Origin of the sequence: Amycolatopsis sp. NPDC102389 (assembly GCF_044765885.1) — a bacterium.
GTDB lineage: Bacteria > Actinomycetota > Actinomycetes > Mycobacteriales > Pseudonocardiaceae > Amycolatopsis.
In genome coordinates, this window is sequence record NZ_JBIWKX010000034.1 from 17,643 (window position 1) to 41,582 (window position 23,940).

The 23,940-nt window shown below is 69.9% G+C and carries 20 protein-coding genes; 7 read left to right on the plus strand and 13 right to left on the minus strand.

The window, feature by feature from the left end; translation table 11 throughout:
• Nucleotides 1-142: 142 nt before the first annotated feature.
• Genes ACIRGA_RS25920 through ACIRGA_RS25930 form a run of 3 tightly spaced genes read right to left on the minus strand, consistent with a single transcriptional unit; the run spans nucleotide 143 to nucleotide 3,257 of the window.
• A complete protein-coding gene (locus ACIRGA_RS25920; protein WP_400945294.1) occupies nucleotides 143-1,432 on the minus strand; it encodes a sensor histidine kinase in 1,290 nt (429 codons plus the stop codon).
• A gap of 54 nt (nucleotides 1,433-1,486) precedes the next feature.
• A complete protein-coding gene (locus ACIRGA_RS25925) occupies nucleotides 1,487-2,296 on the minus strand; it encodes a uroporphyrinogen-III synthase (protein WP_400945296.1) in 810 nt (269 codons plus the stop codon).
• Nucleotides 2,289-3,257, minus strand: a complete 969-nt coding sequence (locus ACIRGA_RS25930) for a helix-turn-helix transcriptional regulator (protein WP_400945298.1) — start codon at nucleotides 3,255-3,257, stop codon at nucleotides 2,289-2,291. The genes ACIRGA_RS25925 and ACIRGA_RS25930 overlap by 8 nt, the downstream gene beginning before the upstream one ends.
• Before the next feature lie 60 nt (nucleotides 3,258-3,317).
• Between ACIRGA_RS25930 and ACIRGA_RS25935 the strand changes: the two genes are divergently transcribed.
• The gene (locus ACIRGA_RS25935) at nucleotides 3,318-3,713 is read left to right on the plus strand and encodes a DUF3224 domain-containing protein (protein WP_400945300.1); all 396 of its coding nucleotides are present in this window, start codon (nucleotides 3,318-3,320) and stop codon (nucleotides 3,711-3,713) included.
• 9 nt (nucleotides 3,714-3,722) lie between these two features.
• Nucleotides 3,723-4,841: a DNA glycosylase AlkZ-like family protein gene (locus ACIRGA_RS25940; RefSeq protein WP_400945302.1), complete on the plus strand. Its 1,119-nt coding sequence runs from the start codon at nucleotides 3,723-3,725 to the stop codon at nucleotides 4,839-4,841.
• Between the two features lie 82 nt (nucleotides 4,842-4,923).
• Here ACIRGA_RS25940 and ACIRGA_RS25945 read toward each other — a convergent pair whose 3' ends face one another.
• From ACIRGA_RS25945 to ACIRGA_RS25970, 6 genes are read right to left on the minus strand one after another with little or no spacing between them, the layout of a single operon-like run.
• On the minus strand, nucleotides 4,924-6,030 hold the full coding sequence (locus ACIRGA_RS25945; protein WP_400945304.1) for a uroporphyrinogen-III synthase: 1,107 nt from the start codon (nucleotides 6,028-6,030) through the stop codon (nucleotides 4,924-4,926).
• Complete coding sequence (gene nirD / locus ACIRGA_RS25950) at nucleotides 6,027-6,374, minus strand: nitrite reductase small subunit NirD (RefSeq protein WP_400945306.1); 348 nt, start codon at nucleotides 6,372-6,374, stop codon at nucleotides 6,027-6,029. Before nirD ends, ACIRGA_RS25945 begins: the two co-directional genes overlap by 4 nt.
• Nucleotides 6,371-8,875: a nitrite reductase large subunit NirB gene (gene nirB, locus ACIRGA_RS25955; protein ID WP_400945308.1), complete on the minus strand. Its 2,505-nt coding sequence runs from the start codon at nucleotides 8,873-8,875 to the stop codon at nucleotides 6,371-6,373. Before nirB ends, nirD begins: the two co-directional genes overlap by 4 nt.
• A complete protein-coding gene (locus ACIRGA_RS25960; protein ID WP_400945310.1) occupies nucleotides 8,875-10,233 on the minus strand; it encodes a nitrate/nitrite transporter in 1,359 nt (452 codons plus the stop codon). The genes nirB and ACIRGA_RS25960 overlap by 1 nt, the downstream gene beginning before the upstream one ends.
• Before the next feature lie 29 nt (nucleotides 10,234-10,262).
• The gene (locus tag ACIRGA_RS25965; protein ID WP_400945312.1) at nucleotides 10,263-11,690 is read right to left on the minus strand and encodes an FAD-dependent oxidoreductase; all 1,428 of its coding nucleotides are present in this window, start codon (nucleotides 11,688-11,690) and stop codon (nucleotides 10,263-10,265) included.
• Nucleotides 11,687-13,756 carry a molybdopterin oxidoreductase family protein gene (locus tag ACIRGA_RS25970; protein WP_400945314.1) on the minus strand — a complete coding sequence of 690 codons (2,070 nt, stop codon included), beginning with the start codon at nucleotides 13,754-13,756 and terminating at the stop codon, nucleotides 11,687-11,689. The genes ACIRGA_RS25965 and ACIRGA_RS25970 overlap by 4 nt, the downstream gene beginning before the upstream one ends.
• 179 nt (nucleotides 13,757-13,935) lie before the next feature.
• On the opposite strand from ACIRGA_RS25970, the gene ACIRGA_RS25975 reads away from it, so the two are divergent.
• The 3 genes from ACIRGA_RS25975 to ACIRGA_RS25985 are packed head-to-tail and all read left to right on the plus strand — an operon-like array spanning nucleotide 13,936 to nucleotide 17,396.
• Nucleotides 13,936-14,460 (plus strand): PadR family transcriptional regulator, encoded by a 525-nt coding sequence (locus tag ACIRGA_RS25975; protein ID WP_400945316.1) that lies wholly within the window; start codon nucleotides 13,936-13,938, stop codon nucleotides 14,458-14,460.
• Nucleotides 14,461-14,475: 15 nt separating this feature from the next.
• The gene (locus ACIRGA_RS25980) at nucleotides 14,476-15,156 is read left to right on the plus strand and encodes an ABC transporter ATP-binding protein (protein ID WP_400945318.1); all 681 of its coding nucleotides are present in this window, start codon (nucleotides 14,476-14,478) and stop codon (nucleotides 15,154-15,156) included.
• A complete protein-coding gene (locus ACIRGA_RS25985; RefSeq protein WP_400945320.1) occupies nucleotides 15,153-17,396 on the plus strand; it encodes an FtsX-like permease family protein in 2,244 nt (747 codons plus the stop codon). Before ACIRGA_RS25980 ends, ACIRGA_RS25985 begins: the two co-directional genes overlap by 4 nt.
• A 1-nt stretch (nucleotide 17,397) precedes the next feature.
• Here ACIRGA_RS25985 and ACIRGA_RS25990 read toward each other — a convergent pair whose 3' ends face one another.
• Nucleotides 17,398-18,195: a TIGR02569 family protein gene (locus ACIRGA_RS25990; RefSeq protein WP_400945322.1), complete on the minus strand. Its 798-nt coding sequence runs from the start codon at nucleotides 18,193-18,195 to the stop codon at nucleotides 17,398-17,400.
• A 105-nt stretch (nucleotides 18,196-18,300) separates the two neighbouring features.
• Here ACIRGA_RS25990 and ACIRGA_RS25995 point away from each other — a divergent pair, with 105 nt between their 5' ends.
• Nucleotides 18,301-19,254: a hypothetical protein gene (locus ACIRGA_RS25995; protein WP_400945324.1), complete on the plus strand. Its 954-nt coding sequence runs from the start codon at nucleotides 18,301-18,303 to the stop codon at nucleotides 19,252-19,254.
• A 128-nt stretch (nucleotides 19,255-19,382) separates the two neighbouring features.
• On the opposite strand, the gene moeZ is transcribed toward ACIRGA_RS25995, so the two are convergent.
• The 3 genes from moeZ to ACIRGA_RS26010 all read right to left on the minus strand — a co-directional run bounded on the left by moeZ (nucleotide 19,383) and on the right by ACIRGA_RS26010 (nucleotide 22,785).
• The gene (gene moeZ, locus ACIRGA_RS26000) at nucleotides 19,383-20,561 is read right to left on the minus strand and encodes an adenylyltransferase/sulfurtransferase MoeZ (RefSeq protein ID WP_400945326.1); all 1,179 of its coding nucleotides are present in this window, start codon (nucleotides 20,559-20,561) and stop codon (nucleotides 19,383-19,385) included.
• Nucleotides 20,562-20,679: 118 nt separating this feature from the next.
• Nucleotides 20,680-21,846, minus strand: a complete 1,167-nt coding sequence (locus ACIRGA_RS26005; RefSeq protein ID WP_400945328.1) for a DUF3152 domain-containing protein — start codon at nucleotides 21,844-21,846, stop codon at nucleotides 20,680-20,682.
• A gap of 81 nt (nucleotides 21,847-21,927) precedes the next feature.
• Nucleotides 21,928-22,785 (minus strand): alpha/beta fold hydrolase, encoded by an 858-nt coding sequence (locus ACIRGA_RS26010; RefSeq protein ID WP_400945330.1) that lies wholly within the window; start codon nucleotides 22,783-22,785, stop codon nucleotides 21,928-21,930.
• Between the two features lie 283 nt (nucleotides 22,786-23,068).
• On the opposite strand from ACIRGA_RS26010, the gene ACIRGA_RS26015 reads away from it, so the two are divergent.
• Nucleotides 23,069-23,692, plus strand: coding sequence for a TetR/AcrR family transcriptional regulator (locus tag ACIRGA_RS26015; protein WP_039922912.1), 624 nt, complete (start codon nucleotides 23,069-23,071; stop codon nucleotides 23,690-23,692).
• The last annotated feature ends 248 nt before the right edge of the window (nucleotides 23,693-23,940 follow it).

The window sequence follows — 23,940 nt, forward strand, 5'->3', positions numbered from 1 at the left end:
GACCCCTTGCTCCCCCATCACCCGCCGTCCGTGAAGGCCTCCTTGCCTACCCTGAAGGTAGTGAAGGAGGCCTTCACGGACTCTGGGTCCCTCAAGGGGGCCTTCACGGCACGGGACCGACTGCACGACCGACCAGAAGACCTCAGTGCGGCACCCAAAGCGTCACCCGAGTCCCGCGCCCCGGATGCGAATCGATCGTCCCCCGCCCGCCGACCTCCGCCAGCCGCGCCATGATCGACTGGCTGATCCCGAAGCCCGGCGGCCGGTCCAGCATGCTGAAGCCGGTCCCCTGATCCCGCGCGATGACCGCGACGCCGCCTTCGCACTCCTCGACGCGAAGCACGACCTGTTTCGTTCCGGCGTGCTTCACGGTGTTTCGGAGCGCTTCGCGGACGGCGTCGCGGATGGCGGTCCGGCGCGCGTGCGAGAGGCGGTAGTTCTCTTCGGTCTCGGCGGCGACGAGCTGGGTGCGGAGGCCGTCGCGCGCCATTTCGGTGGCGACCTCAGCGAGGTCCGCCGCGAGGCCGCGGGCCGACGGCGCGTCGGGGCCGGTCAGCTCGCGCCGTAATTCGGCGGCTTGCGCCCGGGCCGTCGCGCGCATCTCCGCGAGCCGTTGCGCGGCCGCGGAATCGTCGTCCGGTGCCTCGAGACCCATCGCTTCCAGCGTCTGCAGAACGGAATCGTGCATGACCCGCTGGGTCCGCAGGCGTTCGGCGCGCTGCCCCCGGCGCATCCCGATGCCCAGCGCGAACCGGGTCCCGACCCCGAGCAGGATCAGGATCCCGGCCGTGGTCACCATCGCCACCACGAGCGCGACCATGCACCCCACCGACCGGCTCACCGCGAGCGGATGGTCGAGCGGGAGCCCGCCGATCCAGGTCAGGAACGCCCGGAACGGCAACGCCGCGATCAGCAGCAGGCAAGCGGTGGGCAGGCCGAACGACAGCGTCCACAACGCCACCGTCCCGACCATCCACGTCCACGCGACGTCGATGGCGAACGGCTGGATCTCGGCGGGCGCCGCGGCGGCCACGATCGTCGTGAGCACCACGCCCACGGCGAGATCGGCGTACATCAGCCGTCCGGACGTCTTCGCCCGGATCCCGCGGCCCCGCACCACCCACCAGACCGCGAAGACGTTGAGCAGCATCCCGATGATCGCCGTGCTCAGCACCGGCACGATCCCCGTCGACCCGTTCGCGACCAGGAAACCGATGTACACCTTCGGAAACGCGGCCACGCGGTAGAAGATCGGGCCGAGCGCGGAGTAGCGGATCGCGCGCATCAGCAGCGTGTCCGCGGAGTCCTCGCGATAGCGCCAGTCGGGTACGGAATCGGGGTCGGGTGCTTCGTCGGCCGGGCTGGCGCCCAGTACCGAAGAGCCCTTTCGCAACATCGCGCGCACGAAGGCGACCGATTGAGACTCGGACATCCGCCGCCCTCCCCGCGTCCGATGTGTCGAGCCTGGCAAAGCGGACTTCCCGCGTCAAGACGGCCGAATGCGCAGTTCCGCGACGAGAAGTTTGACGAGCGCGCCGAGCCGCTGACGTTCGGGCTGGACGGTCGGTACCCCGGCGGCGTCCAACGGTGCCGCGGTCACCGGTCCGACGCACGCGCACAGCACCGGACCTCGCAGTGCGGCAAGGAGTTCCTCACGGCGCGGACCCGCCAGCGTGAGCAGGTTAGCCGCCGCCGGAGCGGAGGTGAAGGCCAAAGCGTCCACGCGTCCGGCGATCACGCTTTCGACGAGTTCGTGCACAGGTGCGACGTCCGCGGGCGAAAGCCAGCGATACGGCTGTGCCTGGACGACGTCCGCGCCCGCGTCCCGCAGCGACGCGGTGAGTTCGGGCAGCAGGGTTCCGTGCAATTGGACCGCGACCCGTTCGCCACGAACCCCGGCGTCGCGCAATCCTTCGAACAGTTCGGCGTTGCTCTCCTCGGGAGCGGAAAATTCCTCCCGGAGGCCGAAACCACGCACTGCGCCCACCGCCTTCGGCCCGCGCGCGAAGATCCGCGACGCCGCCAGCCGGTCCAGCAGTCGTTCGCGCACTCCCCAGCCTTCGGCCGCCGAAAGCCAGCCGCGGAACCCGGCGCCGGTGGTGACGGCGGTGAACCCGATCGGGCCGGCCAGCACGGCGTCCGTCGCCGCACGCAGTTCGGTGTCGTCGGGCAGCGGGACGATCCTGATGGTGGGCGCGTGCAGCACCGTCGCGCCCTGCCGGGTCAGCGCGCCGATGAAGTCGTCGGCCCGCCGCTCCGCGGTGATCCCGATCGTGATGCCGTCCAGGTCAGCCATAAACCGCGCCCATCTTCCTGATCTCCTCCGCCAGCCGCTCGCGCAGCTCCGGCGGTTCGAGCACTTCGAGGTTCCCGCCGAACCGCAGCAGTTCGCCGACGGCCGATTCTCCCGGTTCCACGGGTAGTTCCATCGTCAGCCAGCCGTTTTCGTCCGGCTCCGCGGCCGCTTCCCGCACCGCCCGCGCTCCGACGGCGCCGAGGTAGAACGGCAGCAGTATGCGGGCGAACTCGTTCAGCCGCACCACCGCCGTCCGCGAGTACATCCGCTTTTCGAACTGCACCGACCATTCCCGCCAATAGCGCGCGAGGTCGAAGTCCGACGGCCGTTCGAAGGTCTCGCCGAGATCTTCGAGCTCTTCGACGCGGGAGACGCGGTAAGTCCGGTCGGTCCCGTCGCACCGCGCGGCGAGATACCAGTTCCCGGCCTTGAGGATCAGGCCCAGCGGATCGAGGACGCGGTCGACCTTCCGCTGCCCCCAGCGTTCGTACCGGACCCGGACGCGCCGCCCGTGCCAGACCGCGTCGGCCAGCTGGGACAGTCGTGGCAGGCTTTCGATCCCGCGATGCCAGCCGGGGACGTCCAGGTAGAACCGTTCGGAGATCTTGCTCGCGCCGGCACGCAGTTCCGCGGGCATGGCCGCGTGCAGTTTGAGCTGCGCGGCGGCGAGGACCGTGCCCAGGCCGAGTTCGGTGGCCGCGCCGGGCAGGCCCGCCAGCGAAAGCGCTTGCGCCTCCTCCTCGGTCAGCCCGGTCAGCCGCGTGCGATAGCCGTCGACCAGCTGATATCCGCCCGTGCGCCCGCGATCGGCGTACACCGGCACGCCGGCCGCGGACAGCGCCTCGACGTCGCGGTAGACCGTCCGGACCGACACCTCCAGCTCGGTCGCCAGCTCTTCGGCCGTCATCCGGCCGCGGTTCTGCAGCAGGAGGAGGACCGACAGGAGTCTGCTCGCGCGCATGATTCCAGTATCCCTTAAAACCTGACACAACCTGACAGGTATGGCTGACAGGGTGAACCCATGAACACGTTCGCCATGAAGAACTGGGAAGAAGCCATCGTCAGCGGCACGGACGGCGCGCCGCGAGTCGCCCACGCGCACGCCACGCTCGCCTACAGCGGGCTGATCGAAGGCGAGTCGGTCATCGACTACCTGCTGTACTACGCGGGTGAGGGCTACGACGGCGGCGACACGACGTCTCCCGGCCTCGAACGGATCGAAGGCAGCGTGGACGGACGCAAGGGAAGCTTCGTGATCAAGCACGACACCGGATTCGACGCGAAGGGCATCACGTCGGCGTTCGAGGTCGCCAAGGGTTCCGGAACGGGTGAACTCGCCGGGATCACCGGCACCGGTACCACCACGGGCGTCCTCGGCGAGCCGACGATGTCGTACACGCTCGAATACGAACTCTGAGGAGGACCAGTGCTCGAGGTCGATCGCGAGCAGGTGCTGGCGTACCGGATCGCGGCGCACGGGCTGCACCGTGAGGAGACCGATCCGGCCGCGGCGGCCGTGTTCGACCTCGGGCTGCAGGATTCCGTGCGGGACACCGCCCTGCTGGGCCTCGCCGCCCGGATCGACGGCGGCATCACACCCGCGGTCTGGGACGACGAGCGTTTCGTGCTCGCGTGGACGCATCGCGGCGCGCCGCATTTCCACCGTCGCGCGGAGCTGGACGGGATCCGGGCCGCCCTCGTGCCGCTCGACGAGAAGGACGCGATGGCCCGGATCCTGTGGCAGCGCAAGCAGGTCGAGGACGCGGGCATGTCCGCGACGGACGCGCTGTTCACCGCGGCGAAGGCGATCCGCGAGGTCGTCACCGGCACACAGACCAAGGGCACGGTGAGCGGCGCGGTCACGAAACTGATCCCCGACGGCTTGTCGTATGCCTGCCGCGGCTGCGCTGTCGTGCACATCTACGAGCAGTTGATGCGGGTCGCGACGATCCACGCCGGGGTCCGGCTGGAGGCGGGCGCGACCCCGGCGACGTTGGCACCGCTGGAAAAGCGCGGCCGGCTCAAGACGTCGCCGGACGCCAAGGCGGCCACCCGGGTCGTCGAGGGTTACCTCCGGATCAACGGTCCCGCCGCTCCTGGCGACGCCGCCGCGTACGTCGGGACGACCCGCTCCGGGGTCGACGCGATGTGGCCCGACGGTCTGGCCGAGGTCCGCGTGGACGGCAGGAAGGCCTTCCTTCCGGAAGACCGGGTACCGCTGCTGGAGAATCCGCCCGAGCCGGACGTGGTGCGTCTGCTGCCGCCGCTGGACCCGTTCGTCCAGGCGCGCGATCGTGCCGTGCTGGTGCCGGACAAGGCCAGGCAGAAGGAGGTCTGGAAGATCCTCGGCAGCCCCGGCGCGCTGCTGGCGGACGGCGAGCTCGCCGGCGTGTGGCGGGCCAAGGCGAGCGGGAAGAAACGGCTCGACTTCACCGTCACCCCGTTCGACGCCCTGCGCCCGGCCGTGCGGAAAGCGGCCGAGGAGGAGGCGGCCCGCGTCGCCGCCGCCCGGGAGTTCCCCGACCACCGCGTCACCTGGTCCTGACCACGGGGGCTGAAGGACGCCTTCACCGCATGTCACGCGGTGAAGGGCGCTTTCACCGCATGACATGCGGTGAAAGTCCCCTTCAGCCCCCGTCGACGGCCAGGCGGTAGCCGCGTTTCACCACCGTCTGGACGAATTTCGGCGACCCCAAAGAGCTCCGCAGGCGGCCGATGGCGGTCTCGACGGCGTGTTCCTCGCCGCCGTCGGGCAACGCGGAGACCAGCTCCCGCCGGGAGAACACGCGCCCCGGCGATTCCGCCAGCGCCCGCAGCACGGCCATCGGCGCGGGCGCGATGTCGCACCACTGCCCGTCGACCAGCGCCGCCTGACCCCGTAGTTCGATGCTCCGCCCGCCCGCGGTCAGTCGCGGCGAACGGGATTCGAGCGCGTCGGACACCGTCCGCGCCAGCGCCCCGATCCGCGACCGCGCGGGCTGGACCGTCGGGATCCCGAGCGCGGCCAGCGGCGCCGCGGTGATCGGCCCGACGCAGGCCGCCACGACCCGCTTCTCCAACGCTCGCACGACTCCCGGCAGCCTTCCGGTCCGCTTCGCCACCGCCAGCATCGACGCCGCCGCGGGTGCGCTGGTGAACGGCAACGCGTCCACCGAACCGTCGATCACACTGTCCAGTAGCCGGTCCAGCGGCCCGGGATCGGCAGGGCCGACCCACCGGTACACCGGCACTTCGATCACCTCGGCACCGGCGCCGCGCAGACTGTCCACAAAGTACGGAAGCGGCTCGCCGTGCAGCTGCACCGCGATCCGTTGACCGTCCACACCGGAATCGAGCAGATGCCGCAGCACCTCGGCGTTGCTCTCCGAGGCGGGCGAGTAGTCCTCCGAAAGCCCGGCCGCGCGGATCGCCCCTTTGGCCTTCGGGCCGCGTGCGAGCAGCGCCGACTTCCCCAGCCTGTCCAGCAGCTCCTCGCCCAGTCCCCAGCCTTCGGCCGCCTCGACCCAGCCGCGGAAGCCGATCCCGGTCGTCGCGACGACCACGTCGACCCGATCTTCGAGGAGACGCTGAGTGGCCGCCCGCAGTTCGGTGTCGTCCGCGAGCGGCACGATCCGGATCGCCGGGCCGTAGCGCACGGTCGCACCCTTACGCACGAACAGCGCGCCGAGCTCGTCAGCCCGTCGCGCCGCCGTGATCCCGATGACGAATCCCGCCAGGGGAAGGACTTCTGTCACGGTGAGAATTCCACCTCCACCACACCCCCGGCGACCCGGACCCGATAGGCCGCGACCGAAACCCCTTCGGCGTCGAGGCAGGCGCCGGTCCGCAGATCGAAGCGCTCCTTGTACACCGGCGAAGCCACCACGGGGACGCCGCCCGCGTCACCGACGATTCCCCGCGAAAGCACCGCCGCACCGCTGATCGGGTCCACATTGGACAGCGCGTACCATCGGTCGCCGGGAAGCCGGAAGATCGCCACCTGCGTCCCGCCTTCGAGCAGGGCCGCGACGCCGGACCATTCGGGGACGGCGCCCGCCGCGCAGACGGCGGTCCAGGTGCGCTCGATCGACGTCGTCACTGTTTCACCTCCGGGATGCCCAGCAGCACGGGCACTTTCTGGTCGCGTTCGGTACGGAACGAGATCGTCGGGTCCGGTGTGCCCGGCGCGTTCACGAACGAGCTGAACTTCGCCAGCTTCTCCGGGTCTTCCAGCACGCCGCGCCATTCGTCCGCGTAGTCGCCGACGTGTTTGGCCATCGCCGCGTCGAGGTCCTCGCAGATACCGAGCTTGTCGTCGACGATCACCGCGCGCAGGTGATCGAGACCGCCCTCCATCTCCTCGACCCACGGCGCGGTGCGCTGCAGGCGGTCGGCCGTACGGACGTAGAACATCAGGAACCGGTCGATCGTGCGGATCAGGGTCTCGGTGTCCACTTCGGGCACCAGCAGATCCGCGTGCCGCGGGGTCGCGCCACCGTTGCCGCCGACGTAAAGGTTCCAGCCCTTGTCGGTGGCGATCACGCCGAAGTCCTTGCTCCGCGCTTCGGCGCATTCCCGCGCGCAGCCCGACACCGCGGACTTCAGCTTGTGCGGCGAGCGCAGGCCGCGATAGCGCAGCTCCAGCTCGATCGCGAGTCCGACACTGTCCTGAACGCCGTAGCGGCACCACGTCGAACCGACACAGGATTTGACCGTGCGCAACGACTTCCCGTACGCGTGCCCCGACTCGAACCCGGCGTCGACGAGCCGCCGCCAGATCAGCGGGAGCTGGTCGACGGTGGCGCCGAACAGGTCGATCCGCTGCCCGCCGGTGATCTTGGTGTACAGCCCGAAGTCCATCGCCACCTGCGCGATCACCATGAGCTTCTCCGGCGTGACCTCGCCGCCGGGGATGCGCGGGACCACCGAGTACGTGCCGTTGCGCTGCAGGTTCGCGAGGAACTTGTCGTTGGTGTCCTGCAGCGTCGCCTGCTCGCCGGCGAGGATATGCCCGTTGCCCAGAGTGGCCAGGATGGACGCGATCGCCGGTTTGCAGATGGCGCAGCCGGTTCCGGTGCCGTAGCGGTCGATCATCTCGCTGAACGTGGTGATCCGGGTGGCCTGGAGGATCTGGAACAGCTCCGCGCGCGACTGCGTGAAGTGCTCGCACAACGCCTTCGACTGCTCGACACCGCAAGCCGTCAGCAGCTTGCCCAGCAGCGGGACACAGGAGCCGCACGCCGTACCCGCCCGGGTGCAGCCCTTGATCTTGGCGACCGAATCGCAGCCCTCTTCGGTGATCGCGTGCGTGATCGCGCCCTTGGAAACCGCGTTGCACGAACAGATCTGCGCCGCGTCGGGCAGCGCGTCGACGCCGACCGCCGCACCGCCACCGGCCGGGGCAAGGATTGCGCCCGGTTCGGCGGGCAGTGGCCTGCCGACCATCGCGCGCAGCGTGTTGAACTCGCTCGCGTCGCCGACCAGCACCCCGCCGAGCAGCGTCTTCGAGTCGTCCGAGACGACGAGCTTCTTGTACGTCCCGGCGACGGCGTCGTTGAACGCGACTTCCAGCGCGCCCTCGGTCGCCGCGTGCGCGTCACCGAAGCTGGCGACGTCGACGCCCATGAGCTTGAGTTTCGTGGACATGTCCGGCTCGGGGAACGTGCCCTCGCCGCCGGTCAGCCGCGCCGCGACGATCTCCGCCATCGCGTAGCCGGGCGCCACGATGCCGTACACCTTGCCGTCCACGGCCGCGCATTCGCCGATCGCGAAGACGTCGGGGTCGGACGTCCGGCAGGTGTCGTCGACCAGGATCCCGCCCCGCGCACCGACTTCCAGCCCGGACGAACGCGCCAGATCGTCGCGCGGCCGGATCCCGGCGGAGAACACGACCAGGTCGACGTCGAGTTCCGTGCCGTTGCCGAGCCGCGCGATGTAGCGTTCGCCGTCCGGCTCGATGGCATCGGTCGACGTTCCCGTGTGGACGGTCACGTCGAGGTCGGTGATCAGCCGCCGGAGCAGACCGCCGCCGCCCTCGTCGACCTGCAGCGGCATCAGGCGCGGCGCCATCTCGACCACGTGCGGTGAAAGACCCATGTCCCGCAACGCCTTCGCGGCTTCCAGGCCCAGGAGACCGCCACCGATGACGACCGCCGAACGACGCCCGCGGCCGGGCCGCTGAGCGGCTTCCCGGATGGCGTCGAGGTCCTCGATCGTCCGATAGACGAAGCAGCCGGCGAGATCGTGGCCCGGCACCGGCGGGACGAAGGGCCGCGACCCGGTGGCCAGGACGAGCGTGTCGTACGGCTGCTCGTGTCCGGCCTCGGTGACGACGACCTTGCGGTCCCGGTCCACCGAAGCGACCGCGTCACCGAGCCGCAGTTCGACCGCCGGGTCGTCCGCGTAATCCGCGCCTTCCAGAGCGAGAGACGCCGGATCCCAGGTGTCCACATAGGACGTCAGCGCGACCCGGTCGTACGCGGGGCGCGCCTCTTCGGCGAGCACCACGACCTGCCACTGGCCGTCCTTGTCCTCCGCGCGCACGGCTTCGACGAGCCGGTGCGCGACCATGCCGTGTCCGACGACGACGAGTTTCCGCATCAGACCTCCGCTCCGGCGAGCGCCAGGCCTCGGGTGCTCGCCACCTCCGACTGCTGTTTGCGCAGGTACACCGCCCACGTGACGGCGAAGCACAGCCCGTAGAAGACCAGGAAGGCGATGAACGCCGGCACCCCGCTCTTGGTGTCCGCGAACGACTGGCGGAAGGCCAGGTTGATGAACAACCCGCCGAGCGCGCCGATCGCCCCGGCCAGCCCGATAAGCGCGCCGGAGAGCTTGCGTGCCTTCAGCAGTTCGAGTGCCTCGTCCGCGCCCTCGCTGATCGCGACCTTCGCCTTGGCACGGAAGATCGCCGGGATCATCTTGTACGTCGAGCCGTTGCCGATGCCGGTGAGCACGAACAACACGATGAACGCGACGGTGAACAGCGCCAGCGAGTTCGACGTCGAGGCGAGGATCAGCACCGCGGTCGCCACGGCCATGCCGACGAAGGTCGCGAAGGTGATCTTCCCGCCGCCGATCCGGTCGGCCAGCCAGCCGCCCGCCGGGCGCGAGAACGAACCGAGCAGCGGCCCGAGGAACGTCACCGCGGCCGCCTGCAGCGGGGTGCGGCCGAACTGGTTCTGCAGCACCAGGCCGAAGGCGAAGCTGTAGCCGATGAACGAACCGAACGTGCCGACGTAGAGGAACGACATCACCCAGGTGTGCGGATCCTTGACGATCTCGCGCATCGCCTTGGTGTCGCCCTTCATCGAGGCGAGGTTGTCCATGTAGAAGTACGCGCAGACCGCCGCGACCACGATCAGCGGGATGTAGATCGAGAGCACCACCCGCGGCGCGGTCGCGCCGACGGTGCCGATCACCAGCAGCCCGATCAGCTGGATCGCCGCCACGCCGAGGTTTCCGCCGCCCGCGTTGAGCCCGAGCGCCCAGCCCTTGTGCTTCTCGGGGTAGAACGCGTTGATGTTGGTCATCGACGACGCGAAGTTGCCGCCGCCGACCCCGCCGAGCGCGGCGATCACCAGGAACGTGCCGAGCGAGGTACCCGGTTGCATCACGATCGCCGCGAGGATCGTCGGCGCCAGCAGCAGCAACGCGCTGACGATCGTCCAGTTCCGGCCGCCGAACCGCGCCACCGCGAAGGTGTACAGCGGCCGCATCAGCGCGCCGATCAGCGTCGGCGTCGAGACCAGCAGGAACTTGTCGGCGGCGGAGAAGCCGCACTGCGGTCCCATGAACAGGACCATGACCGACCACAGTGTCCAGACGGAGAAGCCGATGTGCTCGGCCAGGATGGAGAACCAGAGGTTCCGCCGGGCGATCTTCTTCCCAGTCTCTTCCCAGAACTGCTCGTTCTCGGGATCCCAGTGCTCGATCCAGCGCTTGCCACGAGCGTGCATGAGGTCCTCCTTGGTGGATGCGTTCGGGTTCACTGGGCGGCCAGCCATTTCGCGACCCCGCCGACGGCGTCCTTGCAACCACCGCAGCCGGTCGTCGCGCGGGTCGCCCCGGCGAGGGCGGGGACGTCGGTGGCGCCGGCGCGCCAGGCCTCGACGAGCCGCCCCTTCGTCACCGCGTTGCAGCGGCAGATGACCGCCGACGCGGGCAGATCGGCCGGGCTCGCCGCCGATGGCGCCCCGGGCGGCAGGGAGCGTCCTAAAAGGACCGCCAGCCGATCTTCGGGCACCGGGGTGCCCCGGTCGAAAAGTTGCGTGATCGTCGCGGCCGCGTCGGGCAGGCCGAGCAGGATCGCGCCGGCCACCCGGTTTTCACGGACGACGAGCTTGCCGTAGCGGCAGCCCGCCGGGTCGCTGAAGGTGAGCACCTCGGCGGTCGGGTCGTCCGCGCCGGTCATCGTCTCGCCGAGCGCGGTGAGGTCGATGCCGCGCGCCTTCAGCCGCGTCACCGCCTGGGTACCGCGATACCGCGACGCGGATTTCGTGCCGGTGACCAGATCCGCGACGACGGCGGCCTGTTCCCACGCGGGCTGCACGAGACCGCCGAACGCGCCCGGATGCTTCGCGCAGTCACCGATCGCGTGGATCCGGCCGTCGCTGGTGCGCAGCAGGTCGTCGACGACGATGCCGCCTTCGACGGTCAGCCCGGAGTCCACGGCCAGTTTCGTCTCGGGCCGGACGCCCGTGGAGACGACGATGAGATCGGCCGGCACGTGCGTGCCGTCGTCGAGCTTGAGCCCGTCGCCGCTGACGTACCGCGCGGCCCCGACACCGAGCCGGAAGGCGACGCCGAGTTCTTCGAGCTTCCTGGTCAGCACCCGCGCCGATTCCGCGTCCAGCTGACGTTCCATGATGTGCGGCATCGGATGCACGACGGTGACGAGGTTCCCGCGGCCCGCGAGGCCTCGCGCGGCTTCCAGGCCGAGCAACCCGCCGCCGAGGACGGCCACCGGTGCACCCAGTTTGGCCGCGTCGAGGATGCGGGCGCAGTCGTCGAGAGTGCGGAACGCGACCACGTCCGGGCCGGGTTCGAGCCCTTCGACCGGCGGCATCCACGGGTTGGCGCCGGTGGCGAGCACGAGCGCGTCGTAGTCCACAGTGGACCCGTCGTCCAGGTGGACCCGGCGCGCTTCCCGGTCGATCGACGTCGCGGAGACACCCCGGCGAAGGTCGGCCCCGGTACGGGACGGCCAGTCGTCGTCGTGCAGTCGGACGACCTCGGGCCGCATCGTCCCGGCGACCACCGACGACAGCAGCACACGGTTGTAGGCGGTGTGCGTCTCGGCGCCGACCACGGTGAGCCGGACGCGTTCACCGTCGGGATCACGGCGGCGGATGTCGTCCGCGAGCCGCGCGCCGGCCATCCCGTATCCGGCGATGACCACCGACCGGGGGCTCACGCGGCGGCCTCGGCCGGGGCGAGCGCGACCGCGCACACCTTGAACTCGGGCATCCGGCTCGTCGGGTCGAGCGCGGGGTTGGTCAGCAGATTCGCCCTGCCCGCACCGGGAAAGTGGAACGGCAGGAACACCAGGTCGGGGCGCAACGACGCCACGCAGCGGACCCTGGCGACGGTCTCGCCGCGCCGGGAGCGCACCATGGCGAGGTCGCCCTCGGCCAGCCCCGCGCGGGCAGCGGTGTCGGGATGAACTTCCACGAAGGCCTCCGCCACGACGTCGTTGAGTTCCTTGACCAGCCGGGTCTGCGCCCCGGACTGGTAGTGCTGCAGGACCCGCCCGGTGGTGGCCTGCAAGGGGAATTCGGCATCCGGCACCTCCGCCGGGCCGACGTGGTCCACCGGCACGAACCGCGCGCGGCCGTCCGGGTGGGCGAAGGAATCGAGGAACATCCGCGGTGTGCCGGGATGCGATTCCGCCGGGACGGGCCAGTAAAGGGCCTCGCCGTCGCGGAGCCGGTCGTAGGTGATGCCCGAGTAGTCGGCGACACCGCCCTTGGACGCCCTGCGGAGCTCGGTGAAGACGGTCTCGGCGTCCGTCGGGAACCGGCCGTCGGGCTGGCCGAACCGGCGGGCGAGTTCGGAAAGCACGCAAAGATCGGTCTTCGCGCCGGACGGCGGGTCGATCGCCTTGCGCCGCAGCAGGATCCGGCCTTCGAGGTTGGTCATCGTGCCGTCCTCCTCGGCCCACTGCGTGACCGGCAGGACGACGTCGGCCATCGCGGCCGTCTCGGAGAGGACGAGGTCCGAGACCACCAGGAAGTCCAAAGAGGACACTTTGTCCTGGATACGCCCGGCACCCGGCGCGGAAACGACGAGGTTGCTGCCGAACACCATCAGCGCGCTCGGTCCGGCCTCGGTGCCGAGCGCCTCCAGCAGCTCGACGGCGGAACGGCCCGGCCCCGGCAGGGATTCCGGCGGCACACCCCAGACCCCGGCGACGTACTCGCGGGCGGCGGGGTCGTCGATCTTGCGGTAGCCGGGCAGCTGATCGGCCTTCTGCCCGTGTTCACGACCGCCTTGGCCGTTGCCCTGCCCGGTCAGGCAACCGAAGCCGGAACCCTTGCGCCCCGGCAATCCGAGGGCGAGCGAGAGGTTGATCCAGGCGTTGACCATCGCGGTGCCGTTGGCGTGCTGTTCGGTGCCGCGCGCGGTGAGGACGTAGGCGTTGCGGGCCGCGGCGAGTTTGGCGGCGACGCGGCGCTGATCCGCGGCGGAGACGCCGGTGATCTGCTCGACGCGCTCCGGCCACCAGGCCGCGACCGAACGCCACAGCTCTTCGAAGCCGTTCGTCCTCGCGTCCACATAGGACTGATCGAGCAGGCCGTCGGCGACGACCGCGTGCAGGATGCCTTGCGCCAGCGCGAGATCGGTCCCCGGCGCGGGCTGCAGGTGCAGGCCGGCCAGCTCGGCGGTCGGGGTCCGGCGCGGGTCGACGACGATCAGGTCCGCTCCCCGCAGATGCTGGGTGAACGGCGGCATCGTCTCGGCCGGGTTCGCGCCGATCAGCAGCACCGCGTCGGCGTCGGCGAGATCCGTGACCGGGAACGGCATGCCGCGGTCGGCGCCGAACGCCTTGATCCCGGCGGCGGCCGCGGACGACATGCAGAACCGGCCGTTGTAGTCGATCTGCGAGGTGCCCAGCGCGACGCGGGCGAACTTCCCCAGCAGATAGGCCTTCTCGTTGGTCAGCCCGCCGCCGCCGAAGACGGCGACCGCGTCGGCGCCCTTGGCCGCGCGGATCTCGGTGAGCCGCAGCGCGACGAGGTCGAGCGCTTGTTCCCAGGTCGCGGGCCGGAGTTCGCCGTCGGCCCTGATCAGCGGCGTCGTCAAGCGGGAAGGCGAGGTGAGCAGCTCCCCCGACGTCCAGCCCTTCTGGCACAGGCCGCCGGCGTTGACCGGGAAGTCGCGCGGGGCGACCTTGGCGCCGTCGAGGCTCATCCCGCACTGCAGGGCGCAGTACGGGCAGTGTGTGTCCACCGCGGTCGCGGTGGGGGCGGCGAGCGGCACGGGCACCTCCTCCAGGCGTCGATAGCGCTTGAAGGTAGGTAGGCCGTGTTACCTGAAAACTCCTGAATGTTTCAGGCGTTTGACATTGCCCGCCGCCGATGGACGTCACACCGTGAGGTCGCGGCGGGGCCGAGAACAACTATGCACCCTGTGTATAGATTGTGTGTATAGTCGCCCGCATGTCCATCGGGAACACCCTGCTCGGCCTGCTCGAAGCCGGTCCGAAGCACGGTTACGACCTCAAACAGCTCTACGACAAGCAGTTCCGGCAAGACCGCCCACTGCACTACGGGCAGGTCTACTCGACGCTGAACCGGCTCCTGAAGAACGGTCTGGTCGAGGAGAACGGCGTCGAGGCGGGCGGCGGTCCGGACCGGAAGCGGTACGCGATCACCGACGCCGGCGTCACCAACGTCGAGGAATGGCTGAAGAGCCCGGAAAATCCCTCGGTCTACCTGCAGAACACGCTCTACACCAAGGTCGTGCTCGCGCTCCTGTCCGGCCGGGGCGCCCAGGAGCTGCTCGACGCCCAGCGGAGCTCCCACCTCCGGGCGATGCGCGAGCTCACCGCCCGCAAAACCGGCGGCGACCTCGCCGACCAGCTGATCTGCGACCACGCGCTGTTCCATCTGGAAGCGGATCTGCGGTGGCTGGAACTCACCGCCGCCCGCCTCGACGACCTCGCGCGCCAGCTGGCGCGCTGATCTGGGGACCACACAGTGGAAACACCGTTGTTACACGGGCTCGGCCTGCACAAGGCCTTCGGCCCGAATCAGGCGCTCGCCGGGGCCGGGTTGACGCTCGAAGCCGGCGAGATCGTCGCGATCATGGGCCCCTCCGGCTCCGGGAAGTCGACGCTGCTGCACTGCCTGTCCGGAATCGTCCGGCCCGAGCAAGGCCAGGTGCTGTTCCGCGGGCGAGACCTGGCGAGCATGTCCGACACCGAACGCAGCGCCTTGCGGCGCACCGAATTCGGCTTCGTCTTCCAGTTCGGGCAGCTCGTCCCGGAGCTGACCTGCCTGGAGAACGTCGCGCTGCCGCTGCGCCTCGGCGGGATGAAACGCCGCCCCGCCGAGCGGATCGCGCGGAACTGGCTCGACCGGCTGACGGTCGGCGACGTCGACGACAGCACGCCAGGCCAGGTTTCGGGCGGACAGAGCCAGCGGGTCGCCATGGCCAGGGCGCTGGTCACCGAGCCGTCGGTGATCTTCGCCGACGAACCGACCGGCGCGCTGGACACGCTCAGCGGGGAGCTGGTCATGCGCCTGCTGTCCGAGGCGGCGAAACAGACCGACGCGGCCGTCGTCCTGGTCACCCACGAACCGCGGGTGGCCGCCTACTCCGACCGGGAGGTCATCGTGCGAGACGGCCGGACACGCGAACCGGTGGTCACCCGATGACCGGGCGCGAAGACCTGCTGCTGGGGTTCCGGCTGGCCGTCGGGGGCGGCCGGGGCTCGATCGTCAGGCTCGTCCTGAGCACCGTCGGCATCGGGCTGGCGGTGGCGATCCTCCTGATCGGCGCCTCCGCGGGCACCGTCAAGGAGAACCGCGACCAACGGGCGTACGCCGCTTCCCCGCGGAACGAACCGATCCCGGGTGTCGCACCGCTGAACTACCACGCGACGACGACCGACTTCCGCGGTCAGGCGATCTCGCTCGTCCACCTTCAGGCCACCGGGCCGAACTCGCCGATCCCGCCTGGGGTGGACCGCCTGCCTGCGCCGGGCGAGGTCTTCCTCTCGCCGAAGCTCGACGAACTCGTCTCGGCCGACACCAGTGGCCTCTTGCGGCCCCGTCTGCCCGGCAAGCCGGTCGGGATCATCGACGCGGAAGCCGTACTCAATCCGAACGATCTGGTCGCCTACGCCGGCACGGACAATCCCCGGAACGGCGTCGCGACCTACGCGTTCGGTGTCGACCCCGGTTACGAAACACCGTTCGAACGGGGCATCCTCTCACTGTTGCTGATCGGCCTCTTCGTTCTGCTCACGCCGGTGTTCCTCTTCGTCGGGACGGTCTCCCGGCTCGGCGGCGCGGCCCGTGACCGGCGGCTCGCCGCGCTGCGGCTGGCGGGCTCGTCCCTCAAGCAGCTGCGCCGGATCACCGCGGCGGAATCCCTCGTGGGCGCCGTGACCGGCTTGATCGCCGGTGCCGCGTCGTTCCTGCTCTTCCGTAGCGCGGTGGCGGACTTCCAGGTGTTCCGTTTCGGGGTGTACCCGAAGGATCTGACACCGTCGTGGCCGTGGGTGGTGCTGATCGCGCTCGGAGTCCCGGCCCTGACCGTGACGGCGGCTTGGGCGGCCCAACGGCATACGGTCGTCGAACCACTCGGGGTCGTCCGCGAGACCGCGCCGCCGAAGCGGCGGTTGTGGTGGCGACTGCTGCCGATCGTCGTCGGAATCGCCTTGATAGCCCCGGATTTCAGCGTCGCCAGTGAACTCGGCCGCATGGCGCTGATCGCCGGTGCCGTACTGCTGATGCTCGGGATACCCGCGATGCTGCCGTGGCTGCTGGAGCGCGTCGTCGCCCGGATCAAGGTCGGGCCGCCGTCGTTCCAGCTCGCGATCCGCCGTCTGCGGAGCGACAGCGGGACCCCGGCGAGAGTGGTCGCGGGGCTCTGCGTGGTGCTCGCCGGGGCGATCGCGCTGCAAAGCCTGCTGGCGGGCCAAGTGGCGCTGACGGCCGTTTACCAGGAGAGGACCGACGGCCGGACCACCGTCCACGTCGACGGCTCGGTGGCCGATCAGGCGATCGCCGCGGTCCGCACGGTGCCCGGCGCGGCCGATTTCCAGACCATGCGCTCGATGCTCGTCGACGCGAACCGCGCGGACAGCGCGCTCGTCTCGTTCGCCGTCGCCGACTGCGCCACGATCGAAGCGGTCACCACCGCGACCGGATGCCGCGACGGTGACGTATTCGCCGATCCGAACTCTCTCCACAAAGGACAGTCGGTGAAACTCGCCGACGACGACAAGCGGGAGCAGGCCTGGACCGTTCCGGCCACGCCCCGGCCGCTCGATGTGAAGCCGTCGGGGCTCGGCGAGCAGCTCCAACCGCACGTGCTCGCGACGCCTGCCGCGCTGGCGGGCATCGACCTGGCCGCCGCGCCGGTCACGGTGAGCCTGCGCGGGACCACCGGGGATCCGGACTTCGTCGAGCTGGTGCGGAACTCGGTGGCGCCGTACAGCGGACAGGTCACCGTGGGGTCCTCCAACGGAAAGCGGGCCTCCGACGAGGCCCGGATGTTCGACGACGTGCGGACGATCCTGTTCAGCGGCGCGTTGTTGATCCTGCTGCTCGCCGGGGTGAGCCTGCTGGTGCTCGCCCAGGAACAGGTCCGGGAACGGCGCCGGGCGCTCGGGGCGCTGTCCGCCACCGGTGTCCCGGTGCGGGTGATCGTCCGGTCCCTGTTGTGGCAGAACGGGATTCCGCTGCTGCTGGGCATCGTGGTCGCGACGGTGACCGGGATCGCCGTCGCCGCGCTGGGCAGGCGGCTGTTCTGGGAAGGGTTGTACGTCGACTGGTCCGCCGTCGGGCTGCTCGCCGCGGCGGCGATCGCGATGGTGCTGCTGGTGACGGCGTCGACGGTGCCGTCCGTGCGCGCGGCGGCGAAGACGGAGAACCTGCGCACCGAGTGACCTACAGCACGGCGCTCACGTCCCGGGCGGCGGCACGAAGTCCGTCGTGCGCCGCCCGGGTCGACCGCGGGTCGAGGGCGTTGGCGGCGAGCCGGAAGAGGACCGCCCGCAGGAGAAGCTGTGGCCATTCGGGCAGATGCGCCCAGCGTTCGAGGAGATCGATGGTGGCGCCGCCCCAGGCCAGCGCGTCGACCGCGACGATCGCGGCGCCCCATTCACCGGGCCGGTAGTACGGTACGAAATCGACGATGCCGGGGGCCGCGTCGCCGTCGAAGAGCACGCCGGCGAGAAGTTCCCCGTGGACGACCTGGTCCGGCAGTTTGACCGGTCTTCGCGAACCGGCCAGCACCTCGAACCAGCGGCCGCCCTTGTTCTCGTCGAGAGACATGTCCGCCTCGCCCCAGGCGAGTTTGTCGGCCAGCGCCTCGAGATCGGTGCGCCGTCCCAGGAAATCCGGCCGCGGCAAGCCCGCCGTCGCGCGATGCAGTTTGACCGCCGCGTGCACGACCTCGTCGTACCGATGCTCGGCCGTGCCGGAGACGAACCGGTTCGCCGACCAGCCGCCGACCACCCAACGGCCGTCGCTGGACCGGACCGGCTTCGCGACCCGCAGGCCGGGCTCGTCGACGGCTTCCAGCGCCCGGGCCGTCCACAGGGTCCGCGACTTGTCCGCGACCGGCTTGAGCACGAGATCGTTGTAGCGCCAGGAATCGGTGCCGGGCATCGGTTCCGCGTCACCGTCACGTCCGCCGAACGCCGCGCAGACGTGTTCCGGAGGGCTCTCAAGGGTGGCACGCACGGCTGGGCACGTTACCCCGTCTTCCGCGCCACGAACGAGAAGACGCGCTGGTCTTGAGTAGCGATACTCATGACACGATCGCTTCTGACCTGCCATTCTTCGGTCGTGGTCCCCCGAACGGCGCAGCGCCGCCTCACCGACGGGCAACTCGCCGCCCTCGCGCTCGGCTCACTGTGGCTGCTCGGCACGCTGGGCGCGCTCACCGCGGGCCTGCTGCTCCCGCTCGCCGCGTTCCTGCACGTCCCGTGGATCGCGTCGCCGGTCCCGCTCGTGTCGATCGGCGTGGTCTACCTCGTCGGTTTCGCGGCGCCAGAGGCCTTTCCGGCCGTCGCGAAGCCCTGGCCCCGGCTGGCATGGGCTTTCGTGACCGGGATTTCCGGCGTTTTCGGCGCGATCTTCGTACTGGAGGTGGCGGAGGCGTTCGATCTCTGGTTCGCGTTGCCGTTCCTCGGCGTGCCGGTGCTGCTCGTCGCGGCGCTGTTCACGCGCGGGCTTGGCGTCCGGGTGGGCGCTGGGGTCGTCCTGATCGCGCTGGTCGCGGGCGGGATCGCCGTTCCCGCGTCGCTGCCTCCGGACACCCCCGTACGGCGCCTCGCCGCGACCGGCGTCCCGCGCGACCGCACCCTCGCGGCGGACCTCGGCCCTCAACGACTCCCGACCAAGACGACCGAAGACTCCGGTTCGCTGATCGTCGAATACGCGCCGCAGCTGTGGGTCTCGCCCGTCTGGACCTTCGCGACCGACGTCGTCGAAAGCTGCGAGACATCGGTGAAGACCGCTTGGCGCCTCGAGAACGCGACGTGCACTCAAGTCGGCGACGGCGAGTTCGTGCGGCGCGACGCGGACCGGATCGAGTTCATCCAGCGCCGTGGCGCGCTGTCGGCGCACGTCGCGGGCAACCACAACTGGAAGCCCGAGGAACTGCGCGAACTGGCCGGGAAGACCCATCCGCTGACCGACGCCGAGATCATCGCGGCCGTCCCGAAGTCGCGCGGCGGGAACCGGACCGATGTCGTGGCGGGGTTCACGACTTTCGTGCGCGCGAACTTCGTCCGTTGACGCTCAGGAGAGCAAGGGACCTTTGCTACCACCTCAGTACGTGAAGGCCCCCTTGAGGGACCCAGAGTCCGTGAAGGCCTCCTTCACTACCTTCAGGGTAGGCAAGGAGGCCTTCACGGCACGAAACCTCAGTAGGTCGGCAGGCTCTGGTCGATCTGCCGCGCCCAGGCCAGCACGCCGCCACCGAGGTGGGTCGCGTCCTTGAACCCGGCCTTGTGCAGCGCCGCGAGCGCCTCCGCCGAACGCGCGCCCGACTTGCAGTGCAGCACGATCGGCTTGTCCTGCGGCAGTTCCGACAGCGCCTCGCCCGAGAGGATCTTGTCCTTCGGGATCAGCGTCGCGCCCTTGATGTTCACGATCTCGTACTCGTGCGGCTCACGGACGTCGATGAGGGCGAAGTTGTCGCCGTTGTCGAACTTGGCCTTGAGCTCCGCCGGAGTGATCGTGCTTCCCGAAGCAGCCGAAGCGGCTTCGTCGGACACGACACCACAGAACGCTTCGTAGTCGATGAGCTCGGTGATCTTCGGGGTCTCCGGATCCTTGCGGATCTTGACCTCGCGGTACTTCATCTCGAGCGCGTCGTAGCTGACGAGCCTGCCCAGCAGCGGCTCACCGATACCGGTGATCAGCTTGATCGCCTCGTTGACCATGATCGAGCCGATCGACGCGCACAGCACGCCCAGCACGCCACCCTCGGCGCACGACGGGACCATGCCGGGCGGCGGCGGCTCGGGGTAGAGGTCGCGGTAGTTGAGGCCCTTGCCGTTCGGCGCGTCCTCCCAGAACACGCTCGCCTGGCCCTCGAACCGGTAGATCGAGCCCCACACGTAGGGCTTGCCGGTGAGCACGGCGGCGTCGTTCACCAGGTACCGCGTCGCGAAGTTGTCGGTGCCGTCGAGGATCAGGTCGTACTGCTCGAACAGTTCGAGCGCGTTCGACGACTCGAGCCGGTCCGTGCGCAGGTGCACCTTCACGAACGGGTTGATCTCGGCGATCGTCTCCTGCGCCGACGCGGCCTTGAGCTTGCCGATGTCGGACTGGCCGTGGATGACCTGGCGGTGCAGATTCGATTCGTCGACCTCGTCGAAGTCGACGATGCCGAGCGTGCCGACCCCGGCCGCGGCCAGGTACAGCAGCGCCGGGCTGCCGAGGCCACCGGCACCGATGACCAGAACCTTGGCGTTCTTCAGCCGCTTCTGCCCGGCCATCCCGACGTCCGGGATGATCAGGTGACGGCTGTACCGGGCCACCTCTTCCTTGGTGAGCTCGGCGGCCGGCTCGACGAGCGGCGGCAGCGTGCCTGACATCGGGTCCTCCATCTCGCGCGGATCGCGGGTCGCATCCCAGTATCTACAACACGGGAAGGCGGAAACGACTTCCCCTGTTTCATATCCTGGGAAGTTCCAGCAGGTGAGACGGCGGAGACTAGGGTGCCGGGTTCGGCCAGGAGCCCGGTTTGCAGACCTTGCCGTCGGCGGGCACCCTGCCCCGGTCCCCGCCCGGCAGATCGTTCAGCTGCGCGACGAAGTCGTTGGAGACGCCGAAGGTCTGCTGCATCATGACCGGCGCGATCGCACCGTTCTCCTTGCAGCCCACGTGCTTTCCGCCCAGGGCGTGCCCGACTTCGTGGTTGATGGCGTACTGGCGGTACGAGACCATGTCGCCCTGGAACGCCATCGCTCCGCGCACCCAGCGGGCGAGATTGATGACCACGCGCTTGTCGAAGCTCGCCCGGTAACACGAGGTCTCGTAGGTGATCTGGAACATGCAGACGTCCGCACGGTGCGTCGTCTCCGGTGTGGTGAGACTCACCCGGAAGCTGGGGTTCGGGAAGCTCGCGTCGACACGCTGGAGCGCCTTCTTCCCATCCCACGTCCAGCTCTTGGAATTGGACAGGGTCTCCTCGACCGACCTGGCGAAGCTGTCGTCCCCCATATAGCTCGACGGATCGATGCCGTCCTCGACCTCGACGGTGTAGGTGTACAGCTGCCCTGTCCCGACCTTTTCCCCCTTGCCCGGCACCACGTGATACGTGCCTTTACCGGACGGGGTGAAGTCAGGGCCTTTGGGCAGATCGGCGGTCGGGATCTTGAGGTCCACCGGTTTGGCCGGGTTCTCCGGGAGGACGTCGCCGCCCCCGTCCACACCCGCGCCCGGCTCACCGCCGTTGCCCGCGGAGCCGTCGGCCGCCGCGACGCTCGTCCCGTCGGGGGCGACCGGCTCGGGCGGGCCGGTGGCGGTGTTGAACACGACCAGCGCGGTGATCACCACGAGGATCGGCAGCGCGTACACGCGCCAGCCGTAGGTCTTGGCGAAGTTGCCGATGCCGCCTTTGCTCTTGCGCTTGGCGGATTTCGCGGCGCCGGGCTCGTGCGGCTTCCAGGACGCGCTGAGCGGCTGGGCACTGGTCCGGCGGCCGCCGGGACGGTAGCGGTCCTCGTCGAGCCGCTGCGACGGCGGCGGCGTCGGCCGGTACTGACCTGTGCGCGGCACGTCGGAGGTCCGGGGCTGGGCGCGCGAAGGACGGCGGGCGGAAGCGGAGTACTGAGACCGCCGACCTTCGCCCTGCGCGCCTTGCTTTACCCGATCCACGCGCACCAGGGTGCCATAACCGAACTGTGATGTTGTGAGCGACCGGCGCTACGCGCGGCGTGTCCTGCTCGCCCGAATGGGCTACCACGTGCCCGATTCGACCGATTCCCACATTCCCAAAACGGCCTTCGCTACGACATTCGGGCGTTCCATCTGCGCCACATGGCCGGTTCGGGGGAGAACGAGCAACCGGGCGTGCGGAAGTAGCCGAGCGGTGCGCTCCGCGCGCCGGACGGAGATCACCCGGTCGTGCTGCCCCCACACGACGAGCGTCGGCGCGTCGACCGCCGGCGCGACCGCCCACAGCGACGCGGGCCCGCGGGCGGACCACGTCCGGAAGATGCCGAAGGTGCTGCGAGCCAGAGCGGGCGCCGCCCACTCGAAGGCGGCGCGAGCGCTGTGCTCCTCTTCGAGCTCGTCCAGCCTGCTTTCGGCGAAGCGGCTCGGATCGGCGAAGCACAGCTTGATGACCTGCATGGCGCGTTCGCGCGGGCCGAGCGCCGCGAGCCGGCGGCGCACCCTCGGGCCGATCAGCGGAAGGTACGCGAACGCCATCCGCGGGTCGGACAGCCGCTTCATGCTGGGACGGAGATCCGGCATCGCCGGCGAGATCAGCGTCAGCGTCTTCACCAGCTCCGGGCGGCGGGCCGCGACGAGCAGCGCGACGGCGCCGCCCATCGAGTTGCCGAACAGGTGCACCGGCCCCGCTTCGAGGCTCTCGATGTGGCTCGCCACGATCTCGGCGTGCGCGTCGAGACTGAAGTCGAAGCCGTCGGGCGGCTCCGAATAGCCGAAACCCGGCAGATCGATCGACGTGCCGCCCGCTTGAGGCGCCAAGAGGGCGGCGAGGTCGGTCCAGTTCGTGGACGAACCGCCGAGCCCGTGGACGTAGACGGCCGTCTCGGGGCCGCCCGGCGTCCGGCGGATGTGCAATTTCACCCCGCCGACACCTATTGTTTCCCCGGGCCAAGGGGGCGGCGCCGGGTCCAGCGACGGCAATGACCTGCGCGACAGCGGCACGTGGGTCAGCGGAGGGCGGGCCCCGGCGGCACGGGAAACTGGAGAAGACACAGCATCAAGGATGCCCGACCCTTGGCGGTCCGGCCGTACCGGCGAGTAATCTCGAGCTCACTTCACGCGGCGGTGACCCCGCCCCGCGGAGCCCCGCTCGACTGCGCTGATGCGTTCTCGGCGGAGACGAGTGCCTCGAACTGGAGGAACGATGACAGAAATGGCGCGACTGCAGGCCCGAGGTGTCCGCCTGCCCAGAACGGAACGCCGCGCCCAGCTGCTGGCCGCCGCGCAGCGGGTGTTCGCCGCGAACGGATACCACGCCGCCGCGATGGACGAGATCGCCGAAGAGGCCGGAGTCAGCAAGCCGGTCCTCTATCAGCACTTCCCCGGCAAGCTCGACCTTTACATCGCGCTGCTGGAGAGCCACGTCGACGAACTGGTGCGGCGGGTCAAGGACGCGCTCGACTCGACGACGGACAACAAGCAGCGCGTGCCGGCGACCGTCGGCGCGTTCTTCGACTTCGTCAACAACGACGCGGGCGCGTTCCGCATGGTCTTCGAGTCCGACCTGCGCGGCGAGCCCGCCGTCCAGGAAGCCGTGGACCGGGCGACGTCGGCCAGCGTCGACGCGATCACCGAGACCATCACCGCCGACGCGGGCCTCGACGAGGACAAGGCCCGGCTGCTCGCCGTCGGCCTCGTGGGCCTCTCGCAGGTCAGCGCGCGGTTCTGGCTGGCGCACCACAAGTCGATGAGCCGCGAAGAGGCCGTCGCGCTCACCGCCAACCTCGCCTGGCGGGGTATCGGCGGCGGCTTCCCGCTGCAGCACTGACCTCGCGAACGCGCGTGAAGGCCCTCTTCCCTCGGCTGAGCCGCGTGAGGGGGGCCTTCACGCGCACCCAGGCGAAACCACGCCGGCTCGCCTGACGTCGACGTACTCGCCATCGGGAAGCGCACGACCCCGGACTCTGATGATCACGATGTCCCCCTCGCTCTCGTTTCGAGCAATCCAGCGGCATCGCGACGAGCCGGGTTTCGGCTATGAATCAACCGACCGCGTTGCCGATCCGCGAGGAGTCA